This window comes from Microbacterium sp. NPDC028030, from assembly GCF_040637855.1.
Lineage (GTDB): Bacteria > Actinomycetota > Actinomycetes > Actinomycetales > Microbacteriaceae > Microbacterium.
This window is the reverse complement of sequence record NZ_JBEZXF010000001.1, coordinates 677,817-694,039: the sequence shown is the minus strand read 5'-3', so window position 1 is coordinate 694,039 and position 16,223 is coordinate 677,817. Positions and strand designations below refer to the sequence as shown.

Annotated in this window: 15 protein-coding genes; 5 read left to right on the top strand and 10 right to left on the bottom strand. The window is 69.1% G+C overall.

All coding sequences use genetic code 11. The features are described 5' to 3' along the window. The gene (locus AB0E56_RS03390) at positions 1-288 is read left to right on the top strand and encodes a DUF1905 domain-containing protein (RefSeq protein ID WP_359796656.1); all 288 of its coding nucleotides are present in this window, start codon (positions 1-3) and stop codon (positions 286-288) included. Positions 289-303: 15 nt separating this feature from the next. Here the strand turns inward: AB0E56_RS03390 and AB0E56_RS03385 are convergent, their stop codons facing one another. After that, positions 304-1,617 (bottom strand): glycosyltransferase, encoded by a 1,314-nt coding sequence (locus tag AB0E56_RS03385; RefSeq protein ID WP_359796655.1) that lies wholly within the window; start codon positions 1,615-1,617, stop codon positions 304-306. Positions 1,618-1,681: 64 nt separating this feature from the next. Between AB0E56_RS03385 and AB0E56_RS03380 the strand changes: the two genes are divergently transcribed. Further along, on the top strand, positions 1,682-2,323 hold the full coding sequence (locus AB0E56_RS03380; RefSeq protein ID WP_359796654.1) for a TetR family transcriptional regulator: 642 nt from the start codon (positions 1,682-1,684) through the stop codon (positions 2,321-2,323). A gap of 40 nt (positions 2,324-2,363) precedes the next feature. Here AB0E56_RS03380 and AB0E56_RS03375 read toward each other — a convergent pair whose 3' ends face one another. Beyond that, complete coding sequence (locus tag AB0E56_RS03375) at positions 2,364-3,110, bottom strand: 3-hydroxybutyrate dehydrogenase (protein ID WP_359796653.1); 747 nt, start codon at positions 3,108-3,110, stop codon at positions 2,364-2,366. Positions 3,111-3,130: 20 nt separating this feature from the next. After that, the gene (locus AB0E56_RS03370; RefSeq protein ID WP_359796652.1) at positions 3,131-4,492 is read right to left on the bottom strand and encodes an MFS transporter; all 1,362 of its coding nucleotides are present in this window, start codon (positions 4,490-4,492) and stop codon (positions 3,131-3,133) included. A 103-nt stretch (positions 4,493-4,595) separates the two neighbouring features. Between AB0E56_RS03370 and AB0E56_RS03365 the strand changes: the two genes are divergently transcribed. After that, the gene (locus AB0E56_RS03365) at positions 4,596-5,510 is read left to right on the top strand and encodes a LysR family transcriptional regulator (RefSeq protein WP_359796651.1); all 915 of its coding nucleotides are present in this window, start codon (positions 4,596-4,598) and stop codon (positions 5,508-5,510) included. On the opposite strand, the gene AB0E56_RS03360 is transcribed toward AB0E56_RS03365, so the two are convergent. From AB0E56_RS03360 to AB0E56_RS03340, 5 genes are all read right to left on the bottom strand, one after another. Next, positions 5,500-6,003 carry a GNAT family N-acetyltransferase gene (locus AB0E56_RS03360; protein WP_359796650.1) on the bottom strand — a complete coding sequence of 168 codons (504 nt, stop codon included), beginning with the start codon at positions 6,001-6,003 and terminating at the stop codon, positions 5,500-5,502. The genes AB0E56_RS03365 and AB0E56_RS03360 overlap by 11 nt on opposite strands. Further along, positions 5,996-6,277: a DUF1778 domain-containing protein gene (locus AB0E56_RS03355; protein ID WP_359796649.1), complete on the bottom strand. Its 282-nt coding sequence runs from the start codon at positions 6,275-6,277 to the stop codon at positions 5,996-5,998. The genes AB0E56_RS03360 and AB0E56_RS03355 overlap by 8 nt, the downstream gene beginning before the upstream one ends. An 18-nt stretch (positions 6,278-6,295) precedes the next feature. Continuing rightward, entirely contained in the window at positions 6,296-6,709 is a 414-nt protein-coding gene (locus AB0E56_RS03350) for a DUF779 domain-containing protein (protein WP_359796648.1), read from the bottom strand. A gap of 59 nt (positions 6,710-6,768) precedes the next feature. Continuing rightward, the gene (locus AB0E56_RS03345; RefSeq protein ID WP_359796647.1) at positions 6,769-8,319 is read right to left on the bottom strand and encodes an aldehyde dehydrogenase family protein; all 1,551 of its coding nucleotides are present in this window, start codon (positions 8,317-8,319) and stop codon (positions 6,769-6,771) included. Positions 8,320-8,514: 195 nt separating this feature from the next. Continuing rightward, positions 8,515-9,846: a transcriptional regulator gene (locus tag AB0E56_RS03340; protein WP_359796646.1), complete on the bottom strand. Its 1,332-nt coding sequence runs from the start codon at positions 9,844-9,846 to the stop codon at positions 8,515-8,517. A gap of 131 nt (positions 9,847-9,977) precedes the next feature. Here AB0E56_RS03340 and AB0E56_RS03335 point away from each other — a divergent pair, with 131 nt between their 5' ends. Beyond that, positions 9,978-10,547, top strand: coding sequence for a dihydrofolate reductase family protein (locus AB0E56_RS03335; RefSeq protein ID WP_359796645.1), 570 nt, complete (start codon positions 9,978-9,980; stop codon positions 10,545-10,547). A 27-nt stretch (positions 10,548-10,574) separates the two neighbouring features. Here the strand turns inward: AB0E56_RS03335 and AB0E56_RS03330 are convergent, their stop codons facing one another. Next, positions 10,575-12,002: a CCA tRNA nucleotidyltransferase gene (locus tag AB0E56_RS03330; protein ID WP_359796644.1), complete on the bottom strand. Its 1,428-nt coding sequence runs from the start codon at positions 12,000-12,002 to the stop codon at positions 10,575-10,577. Positions 12,003-12,050: 48 nt separating this feature from the next. Continuing rightward, a complete protein-coding gene (locus AB0E56_RS03325; RefSeq protein WP_359796643.1) occupies positions 12,051-13,439 on the bottom strand; it encodes a hypothetical protein in 1,389 nt (462 codons plus the stop codon). 222 nt (positions 13,440-13,661) lie between these two features. Here AB0E56_RS03325 and AB0E56_RS03320 point away from each other — a divergent pair, with 222 nt between their 5' ends. Continuing rightward, positions 13,662-16,214: a metallophosphoesterase family protein gene (locus tag AB0E56_RS03320; RefSeq protein ID WP_359796642.1), complete on the top strand. Its 2,553-nt coding sequence runs from the start codon at positions 13,662-13,664 to the stop codon at positions 16,212-16,214. The last annotated feature ends 9 nt before the right edge of the window (positions 16,215-16,223 follow it).

Here is a 16,223-nt window from a genome sequence, read left to right as displayed (position 1 = left end):
ATGAACAACCCCACGCCGCTCGACATCACCTTCACCGCCAGGCTCGGCAAGGTGCGCGCCGGAGACACCTGGACATGCGTCCAGCTCGACGACTCCGCGACGATCTTCGGCACACGTGGTCTCGTCAAGGTCGCCGGCACCGTCGACGGAGAGCCCTTTCAAGGCGCCTTCATGGCTCTCGGCGACGGAACCCACAAGCTCCCGGTGGCCGCAGCGATCCGCACGCGCATCGGCAAGAGCGACGGCGACGAGGTCACGGTGCACCTCACCCAGCGGCTCAACGGCTGACCGCAGAGACGGGGGTCAGTGCCGCGCGCTCCGGCGCGGGAGCTTCGGGTGCTCGCCCAGCCCGCGGAGCACGTCGTCCAGCGAGCGCCAGGCATCCGCAGACGCCATCGACGCCCCGATGCGCTCGGCGTTCGTGCGGAACGAGGGATCCGACAGCACCCGCTCGACGGCGCTCGCGACCTTCGCCGGAGCCGCGGTGCTCGTGCGCAGATTCACGCCGGCACCCGACCACCCCACTCGCGCGCACACCTCGACCTTGTCTTCGGTCTGACCGGCGACGACGAGCGGGATGCCGTGCGCGAGGGCCTGCTGCACCCCGCCGTACCCACCGTTCGTGACCAGTACATCGACGAGCGGCAGAAGCCTGTCATAGGGGAGGTACTCCGCCACCCGCACGTTGTCGGGCAGCCGTCCGGTCAGCGCGTCGACCGGACGTCCGCCCGTCGACACCACCACGAGGACGTCGGAGGCCGCGAGCGCCGTGATCGTCGGCAGGACGAGCTGCCCGAAGTCGGAGTTGGCGATGGTCCCCTGCGTGACATGGACGACCGGACGCGAGCCGTCGAGGTCGGCCCACCAGTCCGGCACCGGAGCCTCGGAAGCCAGCGGCGGCAACGGCCCCGCGAAGGTCACGCTCGCCGGGAGGTCGGGGCGCGGGTACTCGAACTCCGGCACCGTGAACTGCACGTAGGCGTCGGCACGCCCGGCCCAATCGAGCACGAAACCCCCGAGGTCGCGCCCCACCTCTCGCCGCGCCATGTCGTCGGCCTCCTTCTGCACTCCCCCGAAGATCGCCCGTTCGGCGACCATGCGCAGCGCGGCATTGCGGAGTCGGCCGAACGGTCCCGGCATCGGGGTGACACCGAGACCGAACGGCGCCGTGTCCTTGCTGCGCGCCCCGAGCGGGAAGATGCCCAGCACGACGACCGGGGGCCTCTCGGAGGCCGGGAGCAGTTGCAGGAGCGCACCCCCGACGAAGAGCGGCTCGGTGAGGATGGCGTCGACCGGTCGCGCGTCGATCTCGGCGCGGACGGCGGCGAGCTGCGCGGCTCCGGGGCGCACGAAGAGCGTGCTCATGTCGAAGCGCAGCGCAGCGGGGCCTGTGAGGCCGACGCGCTCCGGGAAGGCGCCATCGGCGTCGTCGAGGTCGACATCGGCTTCGGCGGGGAGCGGGAGGAAGCGCGCGCCCGCGGCTTCGACCCGCTCGGCGTAGCGACTGCTCGTGAGAAAGCTGACGTCGTGGCCCTGAGCCAGAAGGTGGCGGGCGATCTGCAGCAGCGGCACGACGTGGCCGTGCGCGGGCGTGCACGTGATGAGGTAACTGGACATGGCGGGTTCTTTCCCTAAGATTGAATGTACCGTCGAAGTATTCATCACCCCGTAAGGAAAGTCAATGGTCGAGGCCGCTCCCCGCGCCTACAAGTCCGCATTACGCGCCCGCCAGGCGCAGGAGACCCGCACGCGCATCGTCGCTGCGGCCGCCCGACTGTTCGCCACGCAGGGCTATCAGGCGACCACGATCGCTGCGATCGCCCGCGAGGCCGGTGTCTCCGCGGAGACCGTGAAGACCACCGCGGCCAAAGCGGAGTTGCTGATCGCCGCCTTCGAGGTCACCTTCTCCGGATCGGAGGCCGCCGAGACGCTCGCCGACACGGAGGTCGCCGCCGGTGTCATCGACCTTCCGGACGACGTCTTCCTCGACGCGGTGCTGACGACCATCACGACGGCGAACGCGCGGGGCCACGGCCTGTGGACGGTGCTGCTCGGCGCCGCACTGTCCGACCCTGTGGTCGAAGGCGCCCTGAACCGCATCCTGGAGCATCGTCGGGCCGACTACCGCCTGCTCGTGTCCGAACTCGTCCGTCGCGGGGTCGCCTCCCCCCTCGCCGACGAGGCCTCAACCGCCGATGCGCTGTCTTTCCTGCTGTCGCCCGAGAGCTACCAGCAGCTCGTCGTGCAGTCGGGTTGGGGCGCCGAGCGCTACGCGGCATGGCTTCGCGCCGCAGTGATCGCCGAGATCGAGCGCGACCACTGACACCGTGCCGGGGGCGGAAGTAGGGGCGTCACCGGCAGCATCAACGCGCGGACCAGCCACCGTCCATCGTGTAGCCGGCGCCGGTCACCATGCCAGCCGCGTCGCCGGCGAGCCAGAGCGCGAGCGATGCGACCTCGGCGGGTTCGACGAGGCGCTTGATCGCGGCCTCGGTCAGCATCACGTTCTCGAGGACCTCGCTCTCTGGGATGCCGTGGAGCCTGGCCTGATCGGCGATCTGCTTCTCGACGAGCGGCGTGCGCACATAGCCGGGATCGATGCAGTTGCTCGTCACGCCGCGCGGTCCCCCCTCCAGCGCAGTCACCTTCGACAGCCCCTCCAGCCCGTGCTTCGCAGAGACATAGGCCGACTTGTAGGCCGAGGCGCGGAGGCCGTGCACGCTCGAGACGTTGATGACCCGGCCGAAACCCCGCTCGTACATCCCCGGCAGTGCGGCTCGGATGAGCAGGAACGGCGCTTCGAGCATGAGGCGCAGGATGAACGAGAAGCGCTCAGGTTCGAAGTCCTCGATCGGGCTCACGTGCTGGACTCCCGCGTTGTTCACGAGGATGTCGACCTCGAGGCGCAGGGTGGCGAGCGCGGCGGCATCGGACAGGTCGACCTGCCAGGCCTCGCCGCCGACCTCCGCCGCGAGCGCATGCGCCGCATCGCCGTCGACATCGGCGACGATCACTCGGGCACCTGCCCCCGCGAACTCGCGGACGCACGCCGCGCCGATGCCGCTCGCTCCCCCCGTGACGAGAGCCCTGCGTCCTCGAAGATCGGTCATGGATCAGTCTCCTCGTGGCGTCAGACCGCAGCGGCGCGGGCCGCGTCGGCGTCGTCGATCGACTGCAGCGAGATGCCCCTGGTCTCGCGCAGCGACAGCACCGCGATCGCGGTCACCACGCAGGCGGCGACGATGTAGATCGCGATCGGCACCCAGGACCCGAAGTCGCGCAGCCACTGGATCGCGAGGATCGGAGCAAGCGACCCGGCGAGGATCGCGGTCACCTGGGATCCGAGCGAGACGCCTGAGTACCGCATCCTGGTCGGGAAGAGCTCCGCCATCACGGCCGGCTGCGGCGCGTACATGAACGCGTGGAAGCAGAGTCCGATGGTCACGGCGAGCACGATCAACACGGGGTTCAGCGTGTCGAACAGAGGGAACGCGAAGAACGCCCATGTGGCGCTGAGGATCGCACCGGTCAGGTAGACCGGCTTGCGCCCCCAGCGGTCGGCGAGACGGCCCAATTGCGGAATGATCGCGAAGTGCACGACGTGGGCGATGAGGAGGGCGAGCAGCAGCTGGCTCGTGTCGTACTCGTGCACCGTCTTCAGGTACACGATCGTGAAGCTGACGACGATGTAATAGACGATGTTCTCGGCGAAGCGGAGCCCCATCGCCTGCAGGATGCCCTTCGGGTAGCGGCGGAGCACCTCGACCACCCCGTACGACGTCGCCTTCTCGGCCTCGACCTGCGCCTTGGCCTCCAGGAAGATCGGCGCCTCCTCCACGTGTCGGCGGATGTAGAAGCCGACCAGGACGATCACGGCCGAGAGCCAGAACGCGATGCGCCACCCCCACTCGAGGAAGGCGGCCGAACTCATGACCCAGGAGCTCACGAGCAGCACGAGAGTGGCCAGCAGGTTCCCGACCGGCACCGCCGCCTGGGGCCAGCTCGACCAGAACGAGCGGGAGCGATCGGGGCTCTGCTCGGCGACCAGCAGCACGGCACCTCCCCACTCGCCACCGACGGCGAAACCCTGCAGGAATCGCAGAACGACGAGCAGGGCAGGCGCCCAGTAGCCGATGCTCTGGAATCCGGGCAGGCATCCCATCAGGAAGGTCGCCGCCCCGACGATGACGATCGTCGCCTGCAGCGTGGGCTTGCGGCCGAACCGGTCGCCGATCTGTCCGAAGACGATGCCGCCCAGCGGTCTCGCGACGAAGCCGACCGCATACGTGACGAACGCCGCGATGATGCCGTCGAGCGGAGACCCCGTCGCGGGGAAGAAGTAGGTGCCGAACACGAGGCTCGCGGCCGTGGCGTAGAGGAAGAACTCGTACCACTCGACGACCGTCCCGGCCATGGAGGCGGCGACGACGCGCTTGAGCTTCGAGGTGGATACGGGCGGCGTGGTCGACGCCGCACTCACGGAAGATGTCATGTCTCTCCTTCGGGTGTCGACGGTGACACCACGGTCAAGTGTTCGCGATCCGCCCATCTGCATCAACGCCCAGTGCTGCACATGCGTTGTGCATAATTGCAGAATGAGTCCCGCCACGCGCCCTCGCGCCGACGATCTGCTCGTGCTCCTCGCCGTGGCGCGCACCGGACGCTACACCAGCGCCGCCGCACACCTGGGACTCGACCATACGACGGTCGCCCGGCGTATCGCCGCGCTCGAAGGAGCCTTGGGTGGGCGGCTGCTCGCGCAATCCCCTGCGGGCTGGGAGCTCACCGATCTCGGCCGATCGGCCGCGGACAGCGCCGGACGCATCGAGGCCGCACTCTCGCAGCTCGACGGAAGCGATGCCGATGCCCCCGACCCGATCTCCGGCGTGATCCGCATGTCGGCCACCGACGGCTTCAGCGCCTACATCGCCGCGCCGGCCGTCGCCGAGCTGCGCCTCACGCATCCGCGACTCACGGTCGAGATCGTCGCTGCGACACGACGCGCTGCCGAGCACCGCGCGGGCCTCGACCTCGAGGTGGTGGTCGGCGCTCCACAGACCAGTCGGGCGCAGGCCGTGAAGCTCGGAACCTACACGCTCGGCATGTACGCCGCACGCGACTACCTCGAGCGCACCGGAACGCCCGAGACCCGGGAGCAGCTGGAACAGCACCGACTGGTGTACTTCGTCGACTCGATGCTGCAGGTCGACGCGCTCGATCTGCCCCGCCGCCTCGTTCCGCGCATGCAGGACGGACTCACCTCGACGAACGTGTTCGTGCACGTCGAAGCCACGCGGGCGGGTGCGGGGATCGGACTCCTCCCCTGTTTCGCTGCCGACCGGCACGACGATCTCGTGCGGCTGCTGCCGTCGGTCTTCGCCGAGAAGCTCCCGTACTACCTGGTCGCGCGCCCGGAGTCGCTGCGCCTCCCGGCCGTCGCGGCCCTCGCCGAGGCTCTGCATGCTCGCACCCGCGCATCGAGGGCACTGCTCGACGGAGTCACCGGCTGAGCGTCGCCCGTGCATCCTTGGTCAGGAGATACAGCGTGCGCTGCTCCTCAGGAAACCCCGTGAAGCCGAAGCGCTCGTAGAACGGGACGACGTCATCGCTGATCGCGTGCACGAGCATCGCGTGGATGCCGATCGTCTGCGCGGCCTCGAGCGCTCGGAGTGTCGCGTGCTGCAGAAGGGACCCTCCGAGGCCCCTGCCCGCAAACTCCTGATCGACGGCCAGGCGGCCGAGGAGCACGACGGGGACGGAGGGGGGCATCCCCGCAGCAAGAGGCGGCGGACCTTCTCTCCGGTCGATGGCGCTCGACGACAGGCAGTAGTACCCGGCGACGCGTCCGGAACGCGTGACCGACACCATCGTGCGGGATGCGCCGCTGCGCTCGTTGCGGCGGGCACGGCCACGCAACCAGATGTCCAGGCTCTCCTCACCACAGCGGAACTGCGACAGCGTGTCCCCCGCGGCGAGAGGGCGAGGGACGAGGAAGTCAGTCAACGAACACGGACTCGCGGTTCATGAGGTCGCGCAGCCCGTCGAGGGACCGGGCCGGTCGGTCCATCACCTCCAGAAACGCGTCGAAGCGCACAGCGTCGACGCGGAGGCGGCGCTCCTGCTCGATCACCGCGTGCGCGCGCTCGACGAGAGCGGAGGCGGAGAAGTCTGTGACGGTCCGTCCCTCGATGGCGGCGGCCTCCTCGATGGCCTCCTTCTGTTCGGAGGTGACGCGGAACTCCAGACGGGCGTCCTTCAAGGGTGCGGCGGAACTCATCTTCTGAGTGTACGGCAATTATCCGTACGCCGCACCGGACTGGTCGGTCAGCCCGAAGTACTCCAGCTCGGCGTCGTTCAGCATCCGGGACCGGATCAGGAAGCGCATCCCCGTCGGCCCCTCGACGCTGAACCCGGCGCCCCGCCCCGGCACCACATCGATCGTGAGGTGCGTGAACTTCCAGTACTCGAACTGCGACTCCGACATGAACACCTCGACCGGCTCGGGGAGTCCGACGTCGAGCCGTCCGAGGAGCACGTCGGCCGGTCCGGTCAGGAACATGCCGACGGGGTAGCACATGGGCGCAGAGCCGTCGCAGCATCCCCCCGACTGATGGAACATGAGGGGACCGTGCTGCGCGGTCAGGTCGCGGACGAGGGATGCCGCAGCGTCCGTCACTTCGACCCGCTGGTAAGTGCTTATGCTGACCATGGTTCCGCCCTTCGAGGATGGATCCGGGCGGACGCCGCAACGCCCGCCCGGAAGCGAACTCAGAAGAAGCCCATCGGGCCCTCCGCATATGAGACGAGGAGGTTCTTCGTCTGCTGGTAGTGGTCGAGCATCATCTTGTGGTTCTCCCGACCCACGCCCGACTGCTTGTACCCGCCGAACGCGGCGTGCGCCGGGTACTGGTGATACGTGTTCGTCCACACCCGACCGGCCTCGATCGCACGGCCCGCCCGATACGCGGTGTCGCCGCTGCGGCTCCACACCCCGGCGCCGAGTCCGTAGAGCGTGTCGTTGGCGATCGAGATCGCGTCGTCGAAGCCGTCGAACGACGTGACCGACAACACGGGACCGAAGATCTCCTCCTGGAAGATGCGCATGTCGTTCGTGCCCTCGAACACGGTCGGAGCGACGTAGAAGCCCTCGCTCAGATCGCCGCCGAGGTCCACCCGCTCACCACCGGTGAGCAGCCGCGCGCCGCCCTGCTTTCCGATGTCGATGTAGCTGAGGATCTTCTCGAGCTGATCGTTCGACGCCTGAGCGCCGATCATGGTCGCCGGGTCGAGCGGATTGCCCTGCACGACCTTCCCGACCCGCTCCAGACCGTCGGCGAGGAATCCGTCGTAGATCGAACGTTGGATGAGGGCCCGCGACGGGCAGGTGCACACCTCGCCCTGATTGAGCGCGAACATCGTGAAGCCCTCGAGCGCCTTGTCGTAGAACGGGTCGCTGGTCGAGCGGGCGACGTCCTCGAAGAACACGTTCGGGCTCTTGCCCCCGAGCTCGAGTGTGACGGGGATCAGGTTCTGCGACGCATACTGCATGATCAGCCGGCCGGTGGTGGTCTCGCCGGTGAAGGCGACCTTGCGGATGCGCTTGTGCTGCGCGAGCGGAGCACCCGCCTCGATGCCGAATCCGTTGACGATGTTCACGACGCCGGCCGGCAGCAGGTCGCCGATGATGTCGAACAGGAACAGCAGGGAGGCCGGGGTCTGCTCAGCAGGCTTGATGACGACGCAGTTGCCTGCGGCGAGCGCGGGTGCGAGTTTCCACACCGCCATCAGGATCGGGAAGTTCCAGGGGATGATCTGCCCGACCACACCCAGCGGCTCGTGGAAGTGGTACGCCACGGTGTTCTCGTCGAGCTGACTGATGCCGCCCTCCTGAGCGCGCAGCACACCGGCGAAGTAGCGGAAGTGGTCGACGGCGAGCGGGATGTCGGCGGCGAGGGTCTCGCGCACGGGCTTGCCGTTCTCCCATGTCTCGGCGACCGCGATCTCCTCGAGGTGCTGTTCGATGCGGTCGGCGATGCGGTTGAGGATCACCGCCCGCTCGGCGGGGCTGGTCTTGCCCCACGTCGCGAACGCGTTCCAAGCGACGTCGACCGCGCGATCGATGTCGTCGCTCGTGCCGCGCCCGACCTCGGTGAATGGCTTGCCGTTGACGGGGCTGACGTTCTCGAAGTACTGGCCCTTGACGGGTTCGACGAACTCGCCGCCGATGTAGTGGCCGTACCGAGGCCGATAGTTCGCGAGGGCGCCCGGCTGGCCGGGGGCCGCATAGGCGAGGGACACGTCTTCTTCGACGATGCTCATGGGGGTCTCCTTCGACGGGGCCGCGCTTCGGTGTGCGGCTTTCTCCGAAGGTAGGTCGCACGACGTTGCACCCCGATGCGCAACGTTGCGCAGGGTTGCAGCCTCCCGCGATGCTGCCGGGGACCTACGGGAGCATCGCGGCGAACGCGCGGAATCGTTCGGCCGTCGCCGCCGTCGAGACCAGGCGTCCCGAGGTCAGTCGGCCGAGAGGCGTTCGATCCTCGCCACGAGTCCGGCGCGCTTCGGCGAGCGGGCGGGGAGCATCTCCAGGGCGAGCCGGAGCGCTTCGGCATCGGCCTGGCCCTCGGGAATCTCGGCGTAGGAGAGCAGCACGTCGAGGCTCGCCTCCGACAGCATCGCCTCGCGCAACGCCGCCCGCACGGTCTCACGGAACTCCTCGACGCCCGGCGACGTCGACTCCGGCAGCACCGGACCGCGATACGCCGTGAGCGCGACCCGGTGCGCGCCGCGGTCGAGCAGCGACAGCACGTCCTGCGCGTCGGTGTCGAGGGCGACGGGGAGACGATACGGGCGGGACTCCGGCACCAGATCGGGAGCGGTCCGCTCGAGCACCTTGCGCAGACGCACCATCTCTGGCCGCAGCGTGTCCGGCGAGACGCCCGCCCCGTAGACGAGTTCGCACAACCGCTCCGCGGAGAGACCCTGGCGGTGCACGGCGAGCATGAGCAGGATGGCGGCGTGCCGCGCACTGAGCTCCACCATGGATTCGCCGTGCGACGACTCGGTCTCCAATCGCGCCCTGTCGCGGCCGAGCACGTGCAGCGTGGCGCGGGCCGTCACCGGTCTCCGCGCCTTCGAGGGGGAAGGCCGCGCGGGCGGTGTCGCGCTCCGATCACGCAGCCGCGCGACCATCAACTCCGATTCGACGGCCCGTGCGGTCGCATCGACCAGCAGCCGCGCCTGCGCCGAGACGACTTCGGGACCGCCAGTGATGTCGATCACGCCGAGGACCCGCTTCGTCTCGGGGTCGCGCACCGGTGCCGCCGTGCACGACCACGGGTGCACGAGCCGGTTGTAGTGCTCCGCGCCGCGGATCTGGACCGAATGCCCGAGCGCGAGAGCGGTTCCCGGTGCACTGGTGCCGACCACATCCTCCGACCAGTTCGCACCGGCGACGAAGCCCATGTCGTCGGTGAGCGAGCGCAGCTGGTCATCCCCCTCGATCCACAGCAGCCGCCCCGCCTGGTCACCCACCGCGATGATCACGCCGGTGTCCTCCGCCTCACCGGGCAGCAGCAACGCGCGGATCATGTCCATCGCGGACGCGAGCGGGTGCGCGAGACGGTACTGTTCGAGCTCCTCGCTGACCAGTTCCAGCTGCGGCACGTCCTCCGGCCCCACGCGACGCCGCCACGACCGCTCCCACGACTCGCGGACGAGGGGTCGCACCTCCTGCAGTCGGCGGTCGTCGAGGTTGCCGGCGAGCAGCTCCTCATGCGCACGCTCGACGAGCAGTCGCGATGTCGCCGACGGCGACTCGCGGGATACCTGCCACGGCGCAGACACAGCGGTCTCCGATCTCGAGAGCGTGCGTTGCTTCAGTGTACGAGCCGCATTCACCGCGAACCAGCCCCGCTCGCGCGATCACTACGGGTGTTGTACTCTGACACACGACAAATGTAGTGATTGGAGATGCGATGCGAGAGCTCGTGTACTACGCCGCCGTCACCCTCGACGGCTTCATCGCCGGGCCGGACGGCGAATTCGATGCGTTCCTCGTCGAGGGCGACCACATGGACGGGATCAACGATCGGTTCGCCGACACTCTGCCGACGGTCGCCGCTGCCGCCCTGGGCATCGAGCAGAAGCGCGAGGTCTTCGACACGGTGCTGATGGGGTGGAACACCTATCAGGTCGGCGGACTGCCGAGCCCCTACGAGCACCTCCGTCAGATCGTCTTCAGCCGCTCCAGGACCGCGCAGGCGGCGAACCTCGAGGTCACAGCCGAAGACCCGGTCACGGTCGTACGCCAGCTGAAGGAGCAGGAGGGCGCGGCGATCTGGCTCTGCGGCGGCGGCGCTCTCGCCGCGACGCTCGCCGACGAGATCGACCGCCTCGTCCTCAAGCGGCAGCCGCTGCTCTTCGGCTCCGGCATCCCGCTGTTCGGCGATCGCCCTTATCGCCCCGAACGGTTCGAGGCGGTGGAGACGGTCGCCTACCGGAGCGGCGTCGTGGTCACGGAAATGATGCGCCGACGGGAGGACTGACCCTTCGCTCGCATCGTGCCGGCGGACTCAGTCGCGCGCGGCCCACCACTCCCGCAGACGCTGCTCTGCGACGTCCGCGCCGAGCACTCCCTCATCGAGCCGCAGCTCGAGCAGGAACTTGTACGCCTCGCCCACCTCGCGGCCCGGCGCGATGCCGAGCACCTGCTGGATGCGGTTGCCGTCGAGTTCAGGACGGATCGCGTCGAGCTCCTCCTGCTCGCGCAACGCGGCGATGCGCGACTCGATGTCGTCGTAGGCGCTCGCCAGACGACCGGCCTTGCGCCTGTTGCGCGTGGTCACGTCGGCACGGGTGAGGATGTGGAGGCGCTCCAGCAGATCGCCGGCGTCGCGGACGTAACGGCGCACCGCAGCGTCGGTCCACGCTCCCTCCGCATACCCGAAGAAGCGCAGGTGCAGCTCGATGAGCGTGGCGACGGCGTTCGTGGTGTCGGTGTCGAAGCGCAGCGCCTGCAGCCGCTTGCGCGCCATCCGCGAGCCCACCACGTCGTGGTGGTGGAACGTGACCACTCCTCCCGGCTCCAGCTTGCGGGTGCGCGGCTTGCCAATGTCGTGCAGCAGGGCGGCGATGCGCAGCGGCACATCGGGCGCCGCGCCGGGATGACGCGAGTGTTCGAGCTCGATCGCCTGGCTGAGCACGGTGAGCGAGTGCTCGTAGACGTCTTTGTGGTGGTGGTGCTCGTCGACTTCGAGGCGCAGTTCGGTGACCTCGGGCAGGAACTCGTCGATCAGGCCCGTGTCCACCAGCACGCGGATCCCCCGCACCGGGTCGTCGGTCTGCATGAGCCGCACGAGCTCCGACTGGATGCGCTCCGGGCTCACGATCCTCAGGGTCTCGCGGAGCTCCGCGATCGCCTCCGCCGTGGCGTCGTCGACGCGGAAACCGAGTTGAGCGCTGAACCGCGCTGCGCGCAGCATCCGGAGCGGATCGTCGCCGAAGGACACGCGCGGATCGGCGGGCGTGCGCAGAACGCCTGAGACGAGGTCCTCCACCCCACCCGTCGGATCGATCAGCTTCACGGCCGGCACCTGCAGGGCCATGGAGTTGACGGTGAAGTCGCGGCGGACGAGGTCGCCGTCGATCGTGTCGCCGAACTCCACCGTGGGCTTGCGGGTCACGCCGTCGTAGCTGTCGGCGCGGTACGTCGTGATCTCGACCTGCTCGCCCTGCACGCGCGCGCCGATCGTGCCGAACGCGCGGCCGATGTCCCAGTGCGCCGTCGAGATCGGTGTGACGATCGTCAGGATCTCGTCGGGCGAGGCGTTCGTCGTGAAGTCGAGGTCGTGGGTCGACCGGCCCAGCAGCGCATCGCGCACCGGCCCGCCGACGACCGCGAGATCGAAGCCGGCCTTCTCGAAGGCTGACGCCAGGGTGCGGACGACCGGATTCTCGGCGAGCGCACCGAGACGGACGAGGCCGTCGGCCATGTTGAGCATGGGTTCCAGCGTACCGGGGCGAGGGTGGCGGATCCGCGTCGTCCTCTCCTAGAGCGCAGACCACCAGAGGGGAAGCGTCGCGAGTGCGGCGATCTCCAGCCCCGCGACGACCATCGTGAACACCCAGGCCACGACAAGCAGGGCCACACGTCGATCTCCGCTCTGCTTCCGGAGCCAGGTCGCGGCGATCACGAGCACAACCGACACCGGAGGCACGAGGCATGTGATGATCGCCAGCGTGCTCAGGACACGCCAGGGGGCGGCCGCCGTGCGCGCCGGCTGGTTCCGCAGTCGACCGATCTGGGCCTCCAGCGCGGCTCGGGCCACGGCGAACAGGGGAGGTGACACCCGCGCGGGCCCTCGAGGGACGAGCAGGAAGGTGACGATCAGCGCCGGGGGAACCGTGATCAGCAGCCCGTACGCCAGCCCCTGCAGATAGCGCTGCTCGTCCGTCCCCGCGATGAGCGGCATCGCCGAGGTGGCACCCTCGAGGACGACGACCAGCGTGACGAGTGCCGGGGGCACGAGGACCAGCAGCGCATCGAGGATCTTCGCCTGGAGCAGGGAGGGGACGATCTGGGTCGCGGTTCCCAGAGCGAACAGCGACAGCGCCGTGGCGAAGAACGCGAAGGCCGCCGTCAGCCCCGGGTTCCGGACGAGGAGGAACACCCCGGCCGTCGCCGCTCCGATCACGAGGATCCCGACGACGAGGCCCTGCACGACGAGGGAGCGCTTGGGATGAGGGTCGGCCTTCCCGGGGATGCGGGTGATCGCGTCCTCGATCTTGATCACCGCGTCGTCCGCCCGGCTCGACACCAGACTGAGCCGCTCCGCCTCGAGATCGGCCAGGACCGCGGCATCCGCAGCGATCAGCAGTGTCAACGCCGCGCCGACCGGGATGCCGAAGATCTGCACGACGTCGAGCGTCCCGGCCCCGAAGTTGACGGCCATCGCCCCGAGGAACGACGACAGCGCCACGAACGCCGACGCCATCGCCACCACGGCGGCCACCCTGCCCCAGAACTGTCGGTGCGCGACGGAGTCCTCGAAACCCGTGCTCTCGGGGTCACGCGGCATCCGCAGCAGCACCTGCAGTGCGATCGATGCGGGCAGGAGCAGCACGAGCGCCGTCCCGCCCTGTTCCACGGAGAGGGTGGCCGGAGAGATCATCGGGCTCCCCTGCCCTGACGCTGCGCCGCTCGTGGCCGTCAGCCACGCGAGCAGGATCTGGATGCCCACCAGCAGCACGGCGACGAGTGCCGCCACACCCACTGCGCGTCGAAGCGACCCGGCGTAGCGCGTCTCCGCGGCGACGACGGCATCCCCGTGTCCCGGATCCGTCACACCCGGGGGCGTCGCCGGCGCGGACGGGGCTCCCTGTCCTGCGAACAGATCGCCGATACGGCGGAGGAGGCTCCTGCGAGACTGACGTTCCATGTCGACGTACCTTCCTGGTGCGCGGTCCTGCGACGGACGGTACACGGGCGAGCGGACACGGGCCTCTCGACTCCCGGCGCTCGCGCGGCAGGATATCGGATTCGAAAACGATGCCGTTCATCTCCTCGCCTCCTCGATGTCAGCCCGAGGTCACCCGGCTTCGATGGGGTGGAGGTGCCCCGTGCGGCTGAGCACGGAACCCCCACCCCACGAAGGACTGACATGACCTCCCCCACCCCTGCGGTGCGGTGGCGGCGTCACGGACTGACATCCGTCGCGCTGCTCGCCCTGCTCGGCGGCGCCGTCGTCGCGCCCGCTGCCCTCGCCGCACCGGACCCCGAGGTGCCGACCGGATCGTTGATCACCGGCGACACCGCCTGGAGCTACCTCGACGACGGATCCGACCCGTCTCCCGCGCCTGCGGCGCTGCGCGACTGGACGCTGCCCGCGTACGACGACAGCACGTGGAAGACCGCACCCGGCTCGTTCGGCGCGAAGAACGGCAAGCTCGGAGCCGTCGGACCCGAGACGCCGAAGACGCTCCTGAACCACTACCTCGACGGCACCAAGGCCCCGACCGTGCCGACCTACTTCTTCCGCACGACGTTCGAGCTCGAAACCGGTGTCGCGGAGCAGGTCGCCGCACTGCAGAGCACCATCACCTACGACGACGCGATCGTCGTCTGGATCAACGGCGAGGAGGTCGCCCGCTACGTCGACGGCCGCATCACCGACACGACGAACGTCGAATACGCCGGCGACTCGAACGGCGACCCGCTCACCAGCACGTTCAGCGCCGAGGGCACGCTGCTGCACGACGGAACGAACACGATCGCCGTCTCCCTGTTCCAGGACCGCGAGACCAGCTCCGACATCTACTTCGACATGTCGTCGCTGACCCTCGTCGAGGCGTCCGACCCCGGCACGCCCGTGATCGCCCCGCCGACGCGCGTCATCCTCACCCCGACCGAGCAGCCGGCGATCTCGCAGTCGTTCTCGTGGCTCGCAGGCGATGCCTCGCACACGGTCGGACAGGTCGAGATCGCGCCCGCAGCCGGCGGCGACGTCCGCACCGTCGACGCCTACGACGCCGGTGTCGTGAACGGCAACCCGAACAAGCACTTCTCCGCGACGGTCACCGGCCTCACCGCGGCGACCGAGTACCGCTATCGGGTCGGCCTCCCCGGCAGCTGGAGCGACTGGTACGAGTTCCGCACGGCCGACCCCAGTGCCACGGACTTCCAGTTCATCTACTACGGCGACGCGCAGATCGGCCTCGACACCACGTGGCCGAGCGTCGTGAAGCAGGCCGAGGCCAACGCGCCCCGGTCGATCGGCTCCGTGCACGCGGGCGACCTGATCAACACGTCCAGCAACGAGAACGAGTGGCTGAACTGGTTCAAGGGTATGGAGGACTCCGCGGTCCGCACGAACGTGATGGCCGCGCCCGGCAACCACGAGTACTCGGGCGACAAGCTGCTCACCGCCTGGAAGGCCGCTTTCGAGTACCCGCGCAACAACCCGTCGCTGAGCTCGATCGGCGAGCTGGCCGATCTCGCGAAGGGCGACTCCGAGGCCGCGCAGCAGTACCGGTCGCTGTTCGAGCACTGGAGCGCGTTCGCGGCCGAGACGGCGTACTACACCGACTACCAGGGCGTGCGGTTCATCACGTTGAACGCCACCCGCGACGCGACCTTCCTCACGCCGCCGGCGCTGCCGTCGTGCACGGGCGCGGACTGCCCTCTCGCCAAGGGTGAGGAGCTGTGGATCCGCTTCCAGGGCGCCTGGCTCGACCTTCTCCTGCAGAACAGCCCCTCGAAGTGGAACGTCGTCACCTTCCACCAGCCCGTGTTCTCGGCGTCCGAGGGTCGCGACGAGCCCAAGCTGCGCGCCGACTGGGTGCCGGTCTTCCAGCGCAACGACATCGACCTCGTGCTCATGGGGCACGACCACACCTACGCCCGCGGCTACGTGAACACGGACGCGACCGAGACCCCCGGCATCACGACCGGCCCGGTCTACGTGGTGTCGAACTCGGGCGCCAAGCACTACGAACTGGAGACACCGGAGAAGAACGTCTGGACCAACAACGGCGCCACCCAGGTGCTGCGCGGTCAGGGCGTGACGACGTACCAGGTGATCGACGTCTCGAAGAACCAGCTCGTCTACCGCTCCTACCTCGCCGAGAAGCAGCCGGGTGCCACGACCGACCTCCCCGTCGGCGCCGTGTACGACACCTTCACCGTGACGAAGTCGGACGCCGGGGAGAAGTGGGTCACCGAGGAGGGCATCACGCCTCCGGTCACCCCCGAGCCCGAGGTCCCGGCCGAGATCGCGCTGGATGCCTCGTCGGTGAAGGCCGGTGGGACGGTCACGGTGTCGGGCAGCGGCTTCGCGGAGGGCGCCGAGCTTCGACTCGAGCTGCGCTCCGACCCGGTGCAGTTGGGCACGGTCACGGCGGGCGCCGACGGCTCCTTCCAGCGCACGGTGACGATCCCGGCCAGCACTCCGGCCGGCGTGCACACGCTCGCCGTGATCCTGCCGGACGGCACGGAGGTCACGGCCTCCGTCACCGTCACCGCGGTATCCGGCGGCGGAGCGGTCACTCCTGGTGGCGGCTCCGGCAGCGGCGTGGACGGCGACCTCGCCACCACCGGTGCCGACAGCGTGCCGTACATCGTCGCGGCCGTCGTGCTCCTCGCCGCGGGACTCGGCCTGTTCGCGCTGCGCCGCCGCCGGCAGCACGCCACGGTCGAGTCGACCGAGGCGGAGTAGTCCGCAGCC